Origin of the sequence: Bacillus stratosphericus (assembly GCF_020524495.1) — a bacterium.
GTDB classification, from domain to species: Bacteria; Bacillota; Bacilli; order Bacillales; family Bacillaceae; genus Bacillus; species Bacillus stratosphericus_B.
Window position 1 is genome coordinate 22236 of record NZ_JAIVLB010000004.1, and the last position, 16963, is coordinate 39198.

The window sequence follows — 16963 nt, forward strand, 5'->3', positions numbered from 1 at the left end:
AGAAAGGGCGAGTACCGGAGCCGAATTTGACATTCGTGAGCACCAGCACGCAGGACTGACACTGAATGCGGGGGGCTGTCTACACACTGGAGCGTCTCTTAAAGGGAAAAACGCTTTTTTTATGAAGCATGTAATAGCTGTTCAAATTGTTTTGCATTTTGAAGCGGTTTTCTTTGCAAGATGATTCCTTGTTCATCAATGAGTATCGCTTGCGGAACAACAGTTACCCCATACAGCTCCATAATTTGTGAAGAACGTATATATACAGCTTGCGCCGGCAGCAATTGTAGCAGCGAAGAATCATCCGCTTGTTCATCGCCATTCATAAAAATGACATGGGCATCATCACGTGAGAATGAATCCTGCATATCAGCCAAAATGCTTTTACACGTCATACAGGTAGAATTCACAAATAACAGCATCACGGCTTTCACTTTTTGCAAGTACTCTTTCAAAATCACTTTTTGCCTTCATGCGTATAGCTTCGAAATAACGGGGCAGGATCACCAACATCTGCTTCCTTCAGTTTAACCCCATCAAAGAATTTTATTTTTATTCAAAAGTAATTTATTTATCCATAAATAGGTAAGTGAAAATAGAAAAAATGGCAACTGAACAACATCCACTCTTCCTAAAGTACTACTTACTCAAGTATGATAAAGAGTGAATATATAAAGGAGTGAACACGATTGCAACAAACTGAGAAAATCATTCAATCTCTTCAATCAATAGCAAAGTGGGGAAAGGTTGGCAGCATCTTTCTCTATATTTCAGGTGGGCTAGCTATCCTGATTGGGTTGTGGATTGGGTTTTGGCTTGTTCTTCCTGCTGCCCTTGGCGTTTTTCTCATTATGATGGGGGTTCATGTCCAAAAATCTGTAAGAGCAGCTGAACAATTGATTCAAGGTCCTGATACTTCTTACGAAGAATTATTAGAACAATACGCTAAGATGATAAAAATACAGACACTATTTTCCATTTCAAGTATTGTCACAGTTATTCTCTCGTTCATCGCCATCATTTTGATCTTTATATTAGGTGGATTAGCATTTCTCCAAGAGTTCCCTAACGATGTCCAACAGTACGAGGATCATTACGAAGAAGAACTCGGTGACTTTTATTAATGGAGAGGGGTATCAATTAAATACGATACCTCTTTCGTTTTGTGATTTGGCATTGATCATCATACTTAGCTTGAAAATCAACCTTTATTATGTTAAAATACAAATCGTAACTATTACGAATTAAAGGAGGGTCATATCATTTATGCGCGTGAAAATTACCTTAGCCTGTACTGAAACAGGTGACAGAAACTATATCACAACAAAAAATAAACGAACGAATCCAGACCGATTGGAGTTAAAAAAATATTCTCCTCGATTAAAGAAATACACACTTCATCGAAAAACAAAATAATTTTTAGGATTCAAATCGTAATGATTACTTTTTAAGTGAGGCGGAATTCAAAATGGGCATTTCCAATAAGGACAAAAACAAATGAATAAGAGAATACCTGTTACAGTATTAAGCGGCTTTTTGGGAGCTGGAAAAACAACGATATTAAATCATGTTCTTCAGAACCGTAAAGGGTAAAAGTGCTGTTATTGTAAATGACATGAGCGAAATTAATAATGACGTGGAATTAGTCAAGCAAGGTGGCGAACTCTCTCGATCAGATGAGAAGCTTGTTGAACTATCTAATGGATGTATTTGCTGCACATTGAGAGAGGATTTATTAATTGAAGTAGAGCGCCTTTGTAAGGCTGGTAATATCGATTATATTGTCATTGAGTCTACAGGTATTAGTGAACCTATCCCTGTCGCTCAAACTTTCTCTTACATTGATGAAGAAATGGGCATAGATTTGACACGCTTTTGCAGGCTAGACACAATGGTCACAGTAGTAGATGCAAACCGTTTCTGGACTGATTTCCAATCAGGAGAAAGTTTATTGGATCGTAAAGAAGCTGTTTCCCATGACGATGAACGAGAAATTTCCGATTTACTTATCGATCAAATTGAATTTTGTGACGTGTTGATTATCAATAAATGTGATCTTGTATCAGCATCAGAACTAGATCGACTCGAGCACGTACTGACCACACTCCAACCAGAAGCAACTATTATTAGAACCTCAAAAGGTAACGTACAGCCTAGTGACATTTTGAATACTGGTTTATTCGATTTTGAAAAATCCAGTGCTTCTGCAGGCTGGATCAAAGAAATCAATGCTGGACATTCTCAGCATACGCCTGAAACAGAAGAATACCAAATCTCATCATTCGTTTATGAAAGAAAGCTTCCTTTCCATACCGGCAGGCTGAATACATGGTTAGATCAGATGCCAGAGCAGATCGTTCGCGCTAAAGGATTTACATGGCTAGCTACACATCATGATTTAACCATTTTAATTTCACAAGCCGGAAAATCCGTTGCAATTGAACCAATTGCATAATGGATTGCTGCCTTGCCTGAACAAGAAAGAGCACGGATTTTAAATCAAGAACCAGAAATTCTAGATGAGTGGGACGCAGAGTTTGGTGATCGACATACAAAACTTGTTTTTATCGGTGTAGATTTACCAAAAGCAGATATTATTCGTACACTAGATCAATGCTTACTCACACCTGAGGAATTTGATCAAGATTGGACAACGTTTGAAGACCCCTTTCAATGGAAAATACACAATTAAACCAGGAGGGTTTTAAGTGGCAAAGAAATCAAAAATTGCAAAAGAGCTTGTGCTGAAAAATATGCAGAATTAAGGAAAGAGTTAAAAGAAAAAGGTGACTATGAAGCTTTGCAGAAATTGCCTAGAGACTCTTCCCCCACTCGCTTAAAAAACCGCTGTGAATTAACGGGCCGCCCTAGAGGTTACTTGAGAAAATTTAAAATGTCTCGAATTGCTTTTCTTGAGCTTGCCTATAAAGGACAGATCCCAGGAGTGAAAAAATCGAGTTGGTAAAGATTGATTCGATCTTATCATAGTTCCTGTCAAAGTAAAGCAACACAAAATGAATAAAAACTTCTTTTCGATCCTTACCCCCCCATTATTGAAGTGCAAAATAGCATTTAAAAAAACAGCAGAATCTTTGCTGTTTTTTTATGTTGATTGAGTGCATGATGAATTGTCCTGTTTTCAAAAAAAATATTTTCAACAGTAATTATGACATTTCCTCTTCTTTTCAAAAATACATGATCATGATATTTTGTTGTCATTATCCACCGATGTATGACATCTCAACTTTTTTCTGATCTTTCTTTTGCTCTCTCTCGGCTGAATATTGATCATGTCTATTTGACCATAGTTTCTTTAATATGTTCGTTATATCTTCATCCTCTTCTTTTGTACGCATCATCCGTTTTAGATCAAAACCTGATGATGCAAAGAGACATGTGAACAATTCACCACGTGCAGATAGTCTTGCTCTATTACAAGTTCCACAAAAAGCATCTGAAACTGAAGAAATAATACCAATCTCTCCTGAACCATCTTCGTAAAAAAAACGATTGGCTACTTCACCTGCATATCGAGGGGGTTCAGGTTTAATAGGATATTTTGAATGAATCAGATCAATGATCTCTTTTTTCGTCATCACGTACTCTAGGTTCCATTTATTCGTATTGCCAACATCCATAAATTCGATAAATCGCAGAATGTGTCCTTCTTTTTGAAAATAGGCTGCCATTGGTAAGATATCCTGATCATTCACACCTTTTTGGACAACCATATTTATCTTAATAGCAAGTCCAGCTTTTTTTGCAGCCTCAATCCCATCAAACACTTTTTGGATGGGAATTTGTCTTCCATTCATCTGCTTAAACCGGTCCGGATTTAATGAATCTAAACTAATAGTGACTCGCTGCAGACCTGCTTTCTTTAATTGATCAGCATATATAGGTAAAAGCGTTCCATTAGTTGTCATAGCGATGTCTTCAATACCTGGAATTTTGGCGAGCTTTTGTATTAAGATTGGCAAGTCTTTTCGTATTAAAGGTTCACCGCCTGTGATGCGTAATTTCACCACACCTAAGTCGTTTGCGAAAAGTGTAGCAAGTCGTTCGATCTCTTCGAAGCTAAGCAATTCTTCTTTATTCAAAAAAGGATAATCTGGTCCAAAAATTTCAGCAGGCATACAGTATTTACATCTAAAGTTACAGCGATCCGTTACCGATATTCTTAGATCGCGTAATGGTCGATGTCTTTTATCCAAATTACTGACCATCCTTTGCCTCCTATTCTGTAATACGCTGGTGATGGGTATAGATATTAAAAGATTCCCCTCTGACGAATCCAACTGTTGTGATATTTAATTCTTCTGCCATTTTAAGCGCTAGCTCAGTAGGTGCTGATTTTGACATCACGATAGATACTCCTAATTTTGCTGCCTTCAATAGAACTTCCGACGATATCCGGCCGCTAAACACTAGGATTTTATTTCTCAGTGGGATTCGGTTAAGTAAACAATATCCATAGATTTTATCTAAAGCATTATGTCTTCCTATATCAGTTCTAGTGATGAGTAGTTTCTCTGTGTCACACAGTCCAGCATTGTGGACACCACCAGTATGTTGAAATAATTGGCTTTCGGCTTGTAAACATTTCATTAAGTGAATACAGGTTTCCGCAGACATATTGATTTGATCAATCGCTGTTTTTGCCGTCTTCACATCTTGGAGAAAATAAAAGTGCCTCCCCTTCCCGCAGCAAGATCCAATCACTCGTTTTGTAAAGTCTGATGAATGAAAACGCCTTGATTGAATTAAATCAACATATGCAAATCCCATACTTTCATCTATTGTAAACCTTTTAATCTCATTTTCAAATCGAATGACTCCTTCTGAAGCTAAAAAGCCGATAACCAATTCTTTCAAATGCTCTGGTGAACAAACGAGTGTCACAAACTCTTCTCCATTCACCATCACAGTTAAAGGCAATTCTTCTACAACTTCATCTGTTTTGCAGGTAAATTGGCCTCCACGATATTGGTGTATGACTCGTTTCTTTTTAACAGAAGGATTCAATGGATGATCTTCCTTTCAACACAAATTTAGTTATATGATCCAACCGAATTGTGATATTATTTTAAAAAGTCATAAAAATGTAACATATTTCTATCTTATCAAACTTTTTGATTGCTTTATACGGGGGAAACACAATGAACAAATCAAAAAATCGTTGGCTTATTGCTACAAGTGCTGTGGGAATTCATTTATCTATTGGATCTGTTTATGCATGGAGTGTTTTTACGAACCCTTTACATCAAACATTTCAGTGGTCATTAACAGAAATAAGCCTTACTTTCAGCATTGCCATTTTATTTTTAGGTTTATCTGCGGCTTTCATGGGACATTTCGTTGAGAAATATGGTCCAAGAGCATCGGGGTTCTTCTCAGCTTTTTTCTTCGGTATCGGAATGACTGGGTCAGTGTTCGCTGTCTACCTGTCTTCACTACCTCTCCTCTATTTATTTTATGGTGTACTCGCTGGAATAGGATTAGGTGTAGGATAGACTTCCTCCGTCTCTGCCCGTCCTTAATTTGAATTTGACAGAATCACAATCTAAAGATAATTTTTAGATATGAAAACGCTTTACAAAGTAATAGGAGGGTGATGATATCATGGGGAAAACAAAACATAAGGGGCCTATTAAACTCAACAAAAAACCCTCACCAAAGCTATGGGCCTCTGTTGCTCCTATGGGTCTCGGAAAAGTAAAACCTAAACATATCCGAGATACAATGAAGGTGGCATGGGAAAACAAAGATAACCTTCCCTATGCGTACCGTATATTAACACAGGGCGTTTGCGACGGCTGCGCCCTTGGTGTATCAGGTTTATACGATCAGACACTCGCAGGACCCCATATATGCACGACAAGGCTAAATGTACTTCGCCTTAACACAATGCCAGCTATTGAACCAAAATGGTTCGAAAATATTCATCAGCTAAAACAAATGGATAGCACCTCTCTTCGTAAACTTGGGCGTATTCCTTATCCACTGATCCGAGAAAATGGTGAAAATGCCTTTACACGTATTTCTTGGGATGAAGCATTAGATCGAATCGCAGCTAAAATCAAATCAATTGATAAACAACAGCTCGCTTTCTACTTAACGGCTAGAGGGATCACAAATGAAGTGTATTATACTGCTGCGAAGGCTGCACGTTTTATGGGAACAAATCATATCGATAATGCTTCTCGTATTTGCCATTCACCAAGCAAAACCGGTCTGAAACGTTCTCTTGGCATAGGTGCTTCTAGCTGCAATTACAGTGATTGGATCGGAACGGATGTATTGATTTTTTGGGGCTCTGTCGCAGCAAATAATCAGCCTGTTTCCACAAAATATATGTACGCCGCAAAAAAGAAAGGAACGAAAATTATTGTCATCAACCCATATAAAGAGCCTGCTATGGAAAAGTACTGGGTTCCTTCTATTCCAGAAAGTGCTTTATTCGGCACAAAAATAGCTGATGATTTTTACCAAGTCAATATAGGCGGCGATATTGCGTTTATGAATGGCGTCATCAAACATTGGTTTGACATGGAGAAGCATGCTCCTCATTCCGCTCTTGACCATGAATTTATTCAAGCACATACAACCGGCATAAAGGATTTAAAGCAACATGTAGCACAGTTGAAGTGGGAGGATCTAAAAGCATCGTCAGGCTTGTCAAAAGAAAGAATGAAGGATTTTGCAGTGCTCCTTGCCAATGCCAATTCAGGCGTTTTTATTTGGAGCATGGGTCTCACCCAGCATCGTTTTGCAACTGATAATATATCACAAGTGGCAAACCTTGCGATGTTACGTGGGTTTATTGGAAGAAAACATTGTGGCGTTATGCCGATTCGTGGACACAGTGGTGTACAGGGCTCAGGCGAAATGGGTGCCGATCCATTTGTTTTGCCAGGCAGTGATTTTGATGAAGAGAATATTGAAAGAATCGAGAACATATGGGAATTTGACATTCCGAAATGGCATGGTGACACCATTGGTCAATCATTTGAAAAGATGGCTCTTCCAAAAGAACATCCGCAGAAGCTCAAAATGCTGTTCACTAGCGGTGGAAACTTTTTAGAAACGATGCCTAATCCAGAAGCAATCGAAAAAGCATTATCTGAACTTGAACTCCGGGTCCATCAAGATATTATCTTGAATACCTCTACACTGGTAGAAGCAGAAGAGACGGTAATTGTTCTGCCTGCTATGACAAGATATGAACAACCAGGGGGAGGTACATCAACAAGTACGGAACGCATGGTATATTTCAGTCCAGAAATTGATGGTCCACGTATTGAAGAATCTAGAGCTGAATGGGACATTTATATTGACCTTGCAAAAAGGGTCCGTCCAAAAGATGCTGAGCTGATTCATTTTGAAAATGCTGAAGAAATTCGCCGTGAGATTGCCATCGCGAATCGAAACTATGATGGAATACAGCATTTGCATCATAAAGGGGACGTTTTTCAATGGGGAGGGGCATGGTTATGCGAAGATGGGATTTGTCCAACACCGGATGGCAAGGGCCACCTTCTGCCTGCTCAGCTGCCTCATTACCGAAAAACTGAGGGACATTTCAATATCACGACAAGACGAGGTAAACAATTTAACTCCATGATATACAGTGAAAAGGATGCCTTTAATGGCGGAAAACGGCATTCTATCTTGATGAATAAAGAAGATGCAAAAGAGCTTTACGTCCAAGAAGGTGATCCAGTTGTCCTTTTTAATCAATATGGGTCCTATCAAGGAGTTGCTCAATTCGGGGAGTTGAAACGTGGCAATATCGCTGTTTATTGGCCCGAAGGAAACGTTTTAATTCCTAAAGGTGTTTATGAGAGCTATTCACAGATTCCAGAATATAATACGGCTGCGATATTAGAAAAAGCCGAAACCTTTCATGCGAGAAAGGATCAGCACTACGTGGAGAAACGAATCGATGAGTTAGAAACTACCTTAAATTGATTTTTGATCAAAAACAGCTGGGGTTGCTTTCCCCAGCTTCCTTTCGCATCTTACTGACCCAAAGCGCTCGCTTCTTGTTGAAGAATGTGGTTCAATTCTTCTTCATTTACTGCTTGTTGGTATTGCCCACCACCAGCTTTTGCAACAGATTTTAGGCTTTTTGCTTCTTTTTCATTCACATCGAAGCCAATGATATTGACGATCGTATCAATCCTGGCTTCATGTAATTCCTTTGCTGCTTGTGAAGGACTGCCACCACATGTTTCTTCACCATCGCTGACAACATATACAATATTTTTCCCTTCAGCTTGGTTATCTTCAAAATCTTGTTTCGTATCGGTTAATGCTTTTGCAAGTGGTGTCCAGCCTGTTGGTCCATACACTTTCAGTGCTTGTTGAAAAGCTGCTTCTTCATATGGTCCAAATCCATAAACTGCTTCAGAACTTGCACAAGAAACGGCTTTTCCTGCATTCTTATTGGTTCCTTCGTGGCCAAAAACTCGAAGCATGACTTGGGTATCTTCTGATAAAATACTCGCAAAGCTTTGAATCGAACGTTTTGCGATATCAACTTTCTTTTCACCTTCAATTGATTGTGCCATGCTGCCGCTTAAATCTAGTAATATGACCACATGAGCAGGCTCCTTTTTCGTCACAGCATGAGCAGGTGAAGAAAGAAGCAAGACCAGACTAGCTAAAATGGTTAATATGATATTTCTTTTCATAAATGAAAGCCTCCCTTTTTTACTTTTGTACAGAAAAGAGAAACGAAAGCATACTCAATCGTTTCTCTTTTCTTCAGCAAGTTATTCGTGTAGTTTTAATGATTCTGCCGTAAAGATAGAACCCATCTCTTTACGAGTGCTTGCTTGGTAGTAATGACCTTTACCAGCTTTAGCGACTTGCTTTAATTGGCCTTCGTAGCCTTCGTTAAAGTCTAATCCAATGACATTGACAACAGTATGGCCTTTTGATTGATGCAATTCTTTTGCTACTTTTACTGGATCTCCGCCACAAGTTTCTTCACCATCAGTAATTAAGTACACAATGTGTTTCGTTCCTTTATGAAGCTGTTTATCCGATTGCTTCGCACTTTCAAGAGCACGAGCAATTGGTGTCCAGCCATTTGGTCCAAATCCGTTTAAAGAGTTTTCAAACCTTTGCTTTTCGTAAGGCTGTATGTCGTATACCCCTCTAATGACGTCACATGAGTGAGCTTTACCTGAATTTTTGTTGTTTCCTTCAGAACCAAACAAGCTCATACGAATTTTAGCGTTTTTCGGAAGCGACTGTGCAAATTTAAATACCTCTTGTTTTGCTAGATCAAATTTGCGCTCTCCATCTACTTTTCTTACCATGCTTCCACTTGCATCAAGTAAGATTGTGACTCTTACATCTTTCTTATGTTTTTTGGCTGTTGATGCTTCTGCAAATACTGGTGAAGAGATTGACATTGATACTGTCAATACTGTTAAGGCTACGAGTGTCAATACTTTTTTTAACATACTTTTCCTTCCTCCTTATGTATTTGTTTGAAACATCTTAATCGTAAGATATTCTTTCTTGGAATGGTATAGGACTCGATATCCCTTTTTCTCTTTTATCAAAAACACTAAAATTCTGTCAGATGTCTAGATATTTTCACCTAATGCTTCATTTATCTCCTCGTTTTCTCTTTCTTTCGAGGGACTTTGTATCGGCCATCAGTTCTTGTCGGGACATAAATGTTGAAGATTTCCTGACCTGCGCCTTTAGTCGCAATTTGACACATTCTGTTCAAACCTCTTTGAACATATAAAAAGATACCCCGTTTTTGAGGCATCTTAGCTTTTATTTCTTCGCCATATACGTGTTGAGAAAACGATCGGCTGATTCAATTTGAATGCCTGTATAATAGTGTTTGACAATGTCTTCTACTTTTTTGCCTGACTGCGCCATAAAATGTGCACCATACTGGCTCATCCCTACACCATGGCCATAGCCTCTTGTCGTGATGACAATTTGCTGGCCCTTTCGTTCCCACGTAAAGTCCGCAGAGTGAAGTCCTAATGATTCCCGAATGTCTCTTCCTGTAAGTGTTTTACCATTTATCACAACTTTAGCGACTTGATTTCCTGGTGTCCGTTCTACAATCTCTCCAACCTGTTGCTGCTGGCTGAGGTTCACACCTAGTTTTTGTTGAAATTCACTGATCGGAATGGTTTTTGTGTTTTGAAATTTTGGTGATTTGGCATCCCATTTACTGGAGACACTTTTCAAATAAGGAATTTCGTTTTTCCAATAAGCTTCTGCATTTTCCGTTTTCCCGTTACTTGTTGAAAAGAAAGAGGCATCAATTGGTTTTTCGTCATATGTCAGTACTTTCCCTTGTGTGCTGGCAACGGCTTCGGTGATTTTTTTTAATTTCCAATTATACGCTTTCCCCCAAATTTTCTTGAGTTCCTTCTTGTTTTTATAGACTTGGAACATTTGTGTATCATCCACAAGAGAGCCTTTGGGTGATTTTACGGTCTTATCAATGATCATTTGTCTGACGATATACGTTCTAGCGGCGAGTGCCTGTGCCTTGAGCGCCTCCAGTTCAAAATCAGCTGGCATTTCAGAAGCTACTACACCGATCACATACTCTTCTAACGGGATGTTTTCTACTTGCTGATGAGCTGAACGATAGACAGGAATGGAGACCGGTGATTGCTTCATTTTGACTGAACCTTTCACTTCTTTTTTAACTGATGGTTCTACTGCTACGTGTTGATTGGCTTCCGATTTTCCTTGAAACGTAGGCAACACGAGTAAGGTTGGAATCATTAAAATGATGATACATATCCCTGCTATTGTCCATATCATTGATTTCATATTTGGCTGCCCCCATTTGTCATTGAATCTCTTTTATCCTATGGGCAAGCACAAGCCAATATGACAGCTTCTTTCAATTATTGGACAAGTTTTTTGATGATATCATGCTGTTCGTCTTTATGAATAAAATTTAAAATGATTGGATACACTAATAATAAGCTTTGAAAATGAGGCATTCTATGATTCTAAAAAAAAATCAGCATGCCGCAATGGACACACTGATTCCTGTTTTATGCATTCAGATCTGACACAACTTGTTCTTGTGTCACATCTACTGCTTCATCATTCACTCTTTCAATATTTGCACCGATTGCTGCAAGTTTTTGATGGAAGTTCACATATCCTCGGTCAATATGCTTCAATTCGGTGACACGTGTATGACCTTCTGCCACTAATCCAGCAAGTACAAGTGCTGCTCCTGCTCTTAAGTCAGTAGCTGCCACTTCAGCTCCTTGAAGCTGAACCGACCCATTAATAATGACAGAGCGACCCTCAATTTTAATATCGCCATTCATTCGGCGGAATTCTTCAGCATGCATAAAACGGTTTTCAAATACCGTTTCTGTAATCATGCTTGTTCCGTTGGCACAAAGCAATAGCGCCATCATCTGAGATTGCATATCCGTTGGGAAACCAGGATGAGGCATTGTTTTTAGGTCAATTGGTTTGAGCTCAGATGGTCCAATGACTCTTAAACCTTCTTCTTCTTCAATGATTTTAATACCCATTTCTTCCATTTTTGCAATAAGTGAAGTCAGATGTTCTGGTACTGCGCCTTTTACAAGGACATTTCCTTCTGTAATGGCTGCTGCCACCATGAAAGTACCCGCTTCAATTCTGTCAGGGATGATGTTGTGTTTTGCACCATGAAGTGTTTTCACACCTTCAATTTTGATTGTACCAGTACCAGCCCCACGAATTTTACCGCCCATGGCATTAATGTAGTTTGCCAAATCAACAATCTCAGGTTCTTTTGCTACGTTTTCTAAAATCGTTGTTCCTTCAGCTAATGCTGCTGCCATAATAATGTTTTCAGTTGCACCTACACTTGGGAAATCCAAATAGATTTTCGCACCTTTTAAACGGCCTTTTACTTCAGCCTCGATGAAACCATTACCTACTTGAATTTTAGCTCCCATTGCTTCGAAGCCTTTCAAATGCTGATCAATTGGTCTTGAACCAATCGCACAGCCTCCAGGTAATGCAACTCTTGCATGACCTGTTCTAGCTAAAAGTGGTCCCATGACAAGCACAGATGCTCGCATTTTACGGACATACTCAAACGGAGCCTCAGTTTTTAGTGCATGAGATGCATCTACTGATACTTCGTTATTTTCAAAATGTACTTCTGCTCCTAAATGACGTAACACTTCATTGATTGTATATACATCGGAGAGCGTAGGCACATCACAAATTACGCTTTTTTCTGTACTTGCTAACAAAGATGCAGCGATAACTGGTAAAACGGCATTTTTTGCACCTTCTACTTTAACTGTGCCGTTTAACCTTTGACCGCCGCGGACGATGATTTTTTCCAAGGTCTTCCCCTCCGCGTCCCAAATTCTCTATATTAATATTCAGTCGTTACAATTGGTGTGCCAACCGTAATCGTATGTTTTTCGTTCATTTCCGAACTTCTGATGGCAATTTGAACATTCATTTTATCATTTGAAGTCATAATGAACTGTTCCCACTTATCTGTATAAGCGGAAAGCGATACAAAATTAGACTCAACGAGGTACTCAACTGGTTTTGCTTGAAATTCATTTGCTAACATTTCAGCTTTTTTTTGCAAAACAACATCCATCATACCATTTACATGACCATCGAGACAAGTAAAAATCATAATTTTTTCTTGTAATATGCTTTTTGCATGACGAACGAACTGATCATATGTATGCTCCCAGGTATTCAGTGGGCGAGCACCTTTTTGCTCATATAATATGTACGACTTTGGGTTGGATTTTGTGTCGGTCTTCACGAATAAAATTTTCGAAGATGTATCATTTTTTTCATCTTTGTATATTCCTGTGACTTTGGTGACATGTTCCTCTTTTTTTTCGATCCACTTATACTGTCGTAGGTCGTCTTTCAAACGTTTCACTTTTTTAGAAAATTGTTCGGTTGAAAAGTCTACATTTGTTTTGGCATAAAGGGTCCATCCATCTACTTCTACTTGATGCCTTTTTAGACCTTCCGCCATTTGAACGAGTGGTGATGCTTCTTCCCCACGAACACCTTGAATCATCAGAACAAAAAAAAGAATAAACGCAAATAATGGCAAACCTTTCAAATACTTTCTCACTTGTCATTCCCCCTTGCTACCAGTGTTGCCATAAGGAGATAAATGCATACGTGAAAAAGGTCAATGACCATACTTTTGACACTTCTTTTTACGTTCCCGCAAAAGGCTGTGACCAAACCTTATGCTAGAACATATAAGGGATTTGTCTTGAGAAATTTAAATAATCTAGGAAGAAATTGCTGACTGCCGATGAGATGGCAATGGTTATGAGCATCATCAGTAATCTTGCCTGAACGATTTTCCCTTTTTTAATTAGTGGATCAATATTTACGGCAAGCAATGCCCACCACGTAATAGCAATAAAAAACAGGTGAATCACAATACTTACAATTGCTTGTTGTCCTACGTCTTCCATATAGTGAATCCTCCTTTTATTTATTTCTGTTAAGGAAAACTCCCTTTCATTATATCCTCGAAAATCGGAAAGATGAATCATTTGGAAAAAAGAGCTACATTTAGTGTGGATCCCCTCTTATGTTGATGCCTAGAAGATGATATACTGCGTGTGGAAGGAGCTGAACATATTGAAAGATTCTTTTCCTCACTTTGTTGATTTGTACGGAGAATTGGTTCCCTCATTTGATCATGAATGGGAGGCCATTGCTTTCTACTTTGATTATAGACAGACACAGCTAGAAGAATTAGCACATTTGTGTCATTTTCATAACATTTCTTTGGATTATTCAGAGGAAAGCCTGTATCAGTTAGAGTCATTATACTTTGATGCGTTTACCCAGCAGCTTTTTGCTGAGTGGAAAATGCCAATTGATGCATTAGAAGCGATGATGAGTGTGTATATGGGAGAGGTTGTCATCCGGCATCATTCGTTTGCTGACTGGGTGGTACGGCCTTATATGGACTCCCCGCATCAATATACCCTTGGTTTGCGCCGAAACGATAAAACGTGGCATAGTACGCAGTTTTGCGAGCACTTATACCTTGAAAAGCAAGCATCTCATCCTTATGTGTCGATGTATCAGTCTCTACTGTAATTCTTAAAAAAATCCTTCTTATCAAAATGATAAGAAGGATTTTCTGTTTTATTTCCCTGCTACATTTAAACGGTTTAACGCCCGTTTTAATGCGAGTTCCGCCCGGCGTACATCACTTTCATTCGGGTGGTTCAAATGCCCTTCAGCACGCTGCTTCGCTGATTTTGCACGATCTACATCAACTTTGTCTGATGTTTCAGCGGCCTGAGCAAGAATGGTTACTTTTTCAGGGCGAACTTCAATAAACCCGCCACTGACTGCAACCAACTCAGTTGATCCACTATGTTTTAAGCGAACTGCACCGATTTTTAGCGGAGCAACCATTGGAACGTGGCCAGCTAAAATACCAAGCTCACCGCTTTCTGCTCTTACACTGACCATTTCCACATCCGCTTGATACACTGGGCCGTCGGGAGTAACGATATTGACTTGAACGGTCTTCATGCTTTTACCCTCCTAAGGACCAGATTAGGCCTCTACACCCATCTCTTTGGCTTTTTCAACCACTTCTTCAATGCGGCCGACTAAGCGGAATGCATCTTCCGGAAGATGATCGTATTTGCCAGATAAGATTTCCTTGAAGCCTTTAACAGTTTCTTTCAATGGAACATAAGAACCTTTTTGGCCAGTGAACTGTTCTGCTACGTGGAAGTTTTGAGATAGGAAGAATTGAACACGACGAGCTCTGTGTACCACAAGCTTATCGTCCTCAGATAATTCATCCATACCTAAAATGGCAATGATATCTTGTAGCTCTTTATAACGTTGTAATGTTTGCTGAACTTCACGCGCAATCGCATAATGTTCTTCGCCAACAATCTCAGGTGCTAGTGCACGAGATGTAGATGCAAGTGGATCTACAGCTGGGTAAATACCCATCTCTGTCAGCTTTCGCTCAAGGTTCGTTGTTGCATCAAGGTGAGCGAACGTTGTTGCTGGAGCTGGATCTGTATAGTCATCCGCAGGTACATAGATTGCTTGAATCGATGTAACCGATCCTACGTTTGTTGACGTGATACGCTCTTGAAGCTGGCCCATTTCTGTTGCAAGTGTAGGCTGATAACCTACCGCTGAAGGCATACGTCCAAGAAGGGCTGATACTTCAGAACCTGCTTGTGTAAAGCGATAAATGTTATCGATGAAGAACAATACGTCTTGACCTTGTTCATCACGGAAATGCTCTGCCATTGTCAAACCAGTTAGGGCAACACGCATACGTGCACCTGGTGGCTCGTTCATTTGGCCGAAAACCATCGCTGTTTTTTCGATAACGCCAGAATCTTTCATTTCATAGTAAAGGTCGTTTCCTTCACGTGTACGCTCTCCAACACCAGCGAATACAGAAATACCGCCGTGTTCTTGGGCGATGTTGTTGATCAATTCTTGAATCAGAACGGTTTTACCTACACCAGCCCCACCGAATAGACCGATCTTTCCACCCTTGATGTAAGGAGCAAGAAGGTCAACAACTTTGATACCTGTTTCAAGAATTTCAACTTCTGTAGAAAGTTGGTCAAAAGAAGGCGCTTGCCTGTGGATTGGATCTCTCTGAGCTTCCACACCAAGTGGCTCATCTAAGTCAATGTTATCTCCCAGTACGTTGAATACACGTCCAAGTGTTACGTTACCAACTGGTACTGAAATTGGTGATCCTTGGTCAACAGCTTCCATGCCGCGTTTAACACCGTCTGTTGATGCCATTGCGATGGTTCTAACTGTATCATCACCTAAATGTAGTGCTACTTCTAAAGTTAAGTCGATATCAACTTCACTTTCGCTTTCCGCTTTATGCGAAACTTTGATCGCATTATAAATCTCAGGCAAGTGACCGTCTCCAAAACGAACGTCTACGACTGGTCCCATGATCTGACTGATGCGTCCTGTTTTCATTGCATTCCCTCCTGACAATTATTTCTATTCTAAGGCAGCTGCTCCGCCGACAATTTCTGTAATCTCTTGTGTAATCGCTGCTTGACGAGCACGGTTGTATGAGAGTGTCAGGTTGTCGATCAATTCTTTCGCATTGTCTGTTGCACTCTTCATTGCTGTCATCCTTGCAGCATGTTCACTTGCTTTGCTGTCAAGAAGCGCACCGAAAATCAAACTCTCTGCATATTGAGGAAGGAGAACTTCAAGAATTTCTTCTTCAGAAGGCTCAAACTCATAAGATGCGAAACGTTTATTTGGTGTCGCTGCGGCCGAAAGTTCCGTTAACGGCAATAATTTTTTCTCTGTTACTTCTTGTGAAATGGCACTGACAAAATGGTTGTAGAACATGTAAAGTTCATCAAACGCTTCGTCAGAGAACATTTGAACTGTACTGCTTGCTAATTCTTTAATATCAGCAAACGCTACTTCGTCTCCAAGCCCTGTTACTTCAGAAATAACTGGAATACTGCGCTTTTTGAAGAAGTCGCGTCCGATTTTACCAATAACAATCACCGCATATTCATCAACGGATTGATGACGAGATTGAATGGTTTGGTAAGCGGCACGCAAAATCGAGCTGTTAAAAGGTCCTGCAAGCCCTCGATCAGATGTAATGACGAGATAACCTGTTTTCTTGACAGGTCTTGAAAGAAGCATTGGGTGCTTAGCACTTGTTCCTGTTGCTATTGAAGCAACGACTTCTTGGATTTTCTCCATGTAAGGAACAAAAGACTTCGCATTGTTTTCAGCGCGATTCAGTTTCGCAGCTGATACCATTTGCATCGCTTTTGTGATCTGACTCGATTTTTTCGTTGACGTGATCCTTGACTTAATATCGCGTAATGAGGCCAAAGATTTCACCACCTTTTTTCAGGAATCCGTGTTCATTTACGTGAAAAGAGAGAAAAAG

General features: G+C 39.7%; 16 protein-coding genes and 3 pseudogenes. 7 read left to right on the plus strand and 12 right to left on the minus strand.

Annotated features, from left to right (window positions below; all coding sequences use genetic code 11):
• Positions 1-119: 119 nt before the first annotated feature.
• A complete protein-coding gene (locus LC033_RS02420) occupies positions 120-461 on the minus strand; it encodes a TlpA family protein disulfide reductase (protein ID WP_226566682.1) in 342 nt (113 codons plus the stop codon).
• 228 nt (positions 462-689) lie between these two features.
• Between LC033_RS02420 and LC033_RS02425 the strand changes: the two genes are divergently transcribed.
• The 4 genes and pseudogenes from LC033_RS02425 to rpsN all read left to right on the plus strand — a co-directional run bounded on the left by LC033_RS02425 (position 690) and on the right by rpsN (position 2965).
• Entirely contained in the window at positions 690-1124 is a 435-nt protein-coding gene (locus tag LC033_RS02425) for a hypothetical protein (RefSeq protein ID WP_226566683.1), read from the plus strand.
• 142 nt (positions 1125-1266) lie between these two features.
• Positions 1267-1416: a 50S ribosomal protein L33 gene (gene rpmG / locus LC033_RS02430; RefSeq protein ID WP_226566684.1), complete on the plus strand. Its 150-nt coding sequence runs from the start codon at positions 1267-1269 to the stop codon at positions 1414-1416.
• A gap of 81 nt (positions 1417-1497) precedes the next feature.
• A pseudogene (locus LC033_RS02435) lies at positions 1498-2692 on the plus strand (GTP-binding protein).
• Positions 2693-2708: 16 nt separating this feature from the next.
• Positions 2709-2965: pseudogene (gene rpsN / locus LC033_RS02440) on the plus strand (30S ribosomal protein S14).
• Positions 2966-3218: 253 nt separating this feature from the next.
• Here rpsN and moaA read toward each other — a convergent pair.
• Both moaA and fdhD read right to left on the minus strand, forming a co-directional pair.
• Positions 3219-4226 (minus strand): GTP 3',8-cyclase MoaA, encoded by a 1008-nt coding sequence (gene moaA, locus LC033_RS02445; RefSeq protein WP_226566685.1) that lies wholly within the window; start codon positions 4224-4226, stop codon positions 3219-3221.
• Positions 4227-4236: 10 nt separating this feature from the next.
• The gene (gene fdhD / locus LC033_RS02450) at positions 4237-5025 is read right to left on the minus strand and encodes a formate dehydrogenase accessory sulfurtransferase FdhD (RefSeq protein ID WP_264188606.1); all 789 of its coding nucleotides are present in this window, start codon (positions 5023-5025) and stop codon (positions 4237-4239) included.
• Positions 5026-5159: 134 nt separating this feature from the next.
• On the opposite strand from fdhD, the pseudogene LC033_RS02455 reads away from it, so the two are divergent.
• A pseudogene (locus LC033_RS02455) lies at positions 5160-5510 on the plus strand (MFS transporter); the annotation flags it as partial.
• 112 nt (positions 5511-5622) lie between these two features.
• Positions 5623-7971 (plus strand): FdhF/YdeP family oxidoreductase, encoded by a 2349-nt coding sequence (locus LC033_RS02460; RefSeq protein WP_226566686.1) that lies wholly within the window; start codon positions 5623-5625, stop codon positions 7969-7971.
• Between the two features lie 50 nt (positions 7972-8021).
• Here LC033_RS02460 and LC033_RS02465 read toward each other — a convergent pair whose 3' ends face one another.
• The 6 genes from LC033_RS02465 to LC033_RS02490 form a co-directional block, all read right to left on the minus strand.
• Positions 8022-8696, minus strand: coding sequence for a VWA domain-containing protein (locus tag LC033_RS02465; RefSeq protein WP_226566687.1), 675 nt, complete (start codon positions 8694-8696; stop codon positions 8022-8024).
• 81 nt (positions 8697-8777) lie between these two features.
• A complete protein-coding gene (locus tag LC033_RS02470) occupies positions 8778-9476 on the minus strand; it encodes a VWA domain-containing protein (RefSeq protein WP_226566688.1) in 699 nt (232 codons plus the stop codon).
• A gap of 325 nt (positions 9477-9801) precedes the next feature.
• The gene (gene spoIID / locus LC033_RS02475; protein ID WP_226566689.1) at positions 9802-10827 is read right to left on the minus strand and encodes a stage II sporulation protein D; all 1026 of its coding nucleotides are present in this window, start codon (positions 10825-10827) and stop codon (positions 9802-9804) included.
• Positions 10828-11057: 230 nt separating this feature from the next.
• Positions 11058-12365 (minus strand): UDP-N-acetylglucosamine 1-carboxyvinyltransferase, encoded by a 1308-nt coding sequence (gene murA / locus LC033_RS02480; protein WP_226566690.1) that lies wholly within the window; start codon positions 12363-12365, stop codon positions 11058-11060.
• Positions 12366-12397: 32 nt separating this feature from the next.
• Positions 12398-13132, minus strand: coding sequence for a YwmB family TATA-box binding protein (locus LC033_RS02485; protein ID WP_226566691.1), 735 nt, complete (start codon positions 13130-13132; stop codon positions 12398-12400).
• Positions 13133-13256: 124 nt separating this feature from the next.
• On the minus strand, positions 13257-13487 hold the full coding sequence (locus LC033_RS02490) for a DUF1146 family protein (protein ID WP_226566692.1): 231 nt from the start codon (positions 13485-13487) through the stop codon (positions 13257-13259).
• Positions 13488-13656: 169 nt separating this feature from the next.
• Between LC033_RS02490 and LC033_RS02495 the strand changes: the two genes are divergently transcribed.
• On the plus strand, positions 13657-14124 hold the full coding sequence (locus tag LC033_RS02495) for a YwmA family protein (RefSeq protein WP_226566693.1): 468 nt from the start codon (positions 13657-13659) through the stop codon (positions 14122-14124).
• Between the two features lie 48 nt (positions 14125-14172).
• Here the strand turns inward: LC033_RS02495 and LC033_RS02500 are convergent, their stop codons facing one another.
• Genes LC033_RS02500 through LC033_RS02510 form a run of 3 tightly spaced genes read right to left on the minus strand, consistent with a single transcriptional unit; the run spans position 14173 to position 16905 of the window.
• Positions 14173-14568, minus strand: coding sequence for a F0F1 ATP synthase subunit epsilon (locus tag LC033_RS02500; RefSeq protein WP_226566694.1), 396 nt, complete (start codon positions 14566-14568; stop codon positions 14173-14175).
• A gap of 24 nt (positions 14569-14592) precedes the next feature.
• A complete protein-coding gene (gene atpD / locus LC033_RS02505) occupies positions 14593-16014 on the minus strand; it encodes a F0F1 ATP synthase subunit beta (protein WP_226566695.1) in 1422 nt (473 codons plus the stop codon).
• A 24-nt stretch (positions 16015-16038) separates the two neighbouring features.
• Positions 16039-16905, minus strand: a complete 867-nt coding sequence (locus LC033_RS02510; protein WP_226566696.1) for a F0F1 ATP synthase subunit gamma — start codon at positions 16903-16905, stop codon at positions 16039-16041.
• Positions 16906-16963: the final 58 nt, after the last annotated feature.

Excerpts from the sequence above, each read along its gene's own strand:
- rpmG (WP_226566684.1), top strand. The coding sequence starts at position 1,267 with ATGCGCGTGAAAATTACCTTAGCCTGTACTGAAACAGGTGACAGAAAC.
- moaA (WP_226566685.1), bottom strand. The coding sequence starts at position 4,226 with ATGGTCAGTAATTTGGATAAAAGACATCGACCATTACGCGATCTAAGA.
- LC033_RS02460 (WP_226566686.1), top strand. The coding sequence starts at position 5,623 with ATGGGGAAAACAAAACATAAGGGGCCTATTAAACTCAACAAAAAACCC.
- LC033_RS02465 (WP_226566687.1), bottom strand. The coding sequence starts at position 8,696 with ATGAAAAGAAATATCATATTAACCATTTTAGCTAGTCTGGTCTTGCTT.
- LC033_RS02470 (WP_226566688.1), bottom strand. The coding sequence starts at position 9,476 with ATGTTAAAAAAAGTATTGACACTCGTAGCCTTAACAGTATTGACAGTA.
- spoIID (WP_226566689.1), bottom strand. The coding sequence starts at position 10,827 with ATGAAATCAATGATATGGACAATAGCAGGGATATGTATCATCATTTTA.
- LC033_RS02490 (WP_226566692.1), bottom strand. The coding sequence starts at position 13,487 with ATGGAAGACGTAGGACAACAAGCAATTGTAAGTATTGTGATTCACCTG.
- LC033_RS02500 (WP_226566694.1), bottom strand. The coding sequence starts at position 14,568 with ATGAAGACCGTTCAAGTCAATATCGTTACTCCCGACGGCCCAGTGTAT.
- atpD (WP_226566695.1), bottom strand. The coding sequence starts at position 16,014 with ATGAAAACAGGACGCATCAGTCAGATCATGGGACCAGTCGTAGACGTT.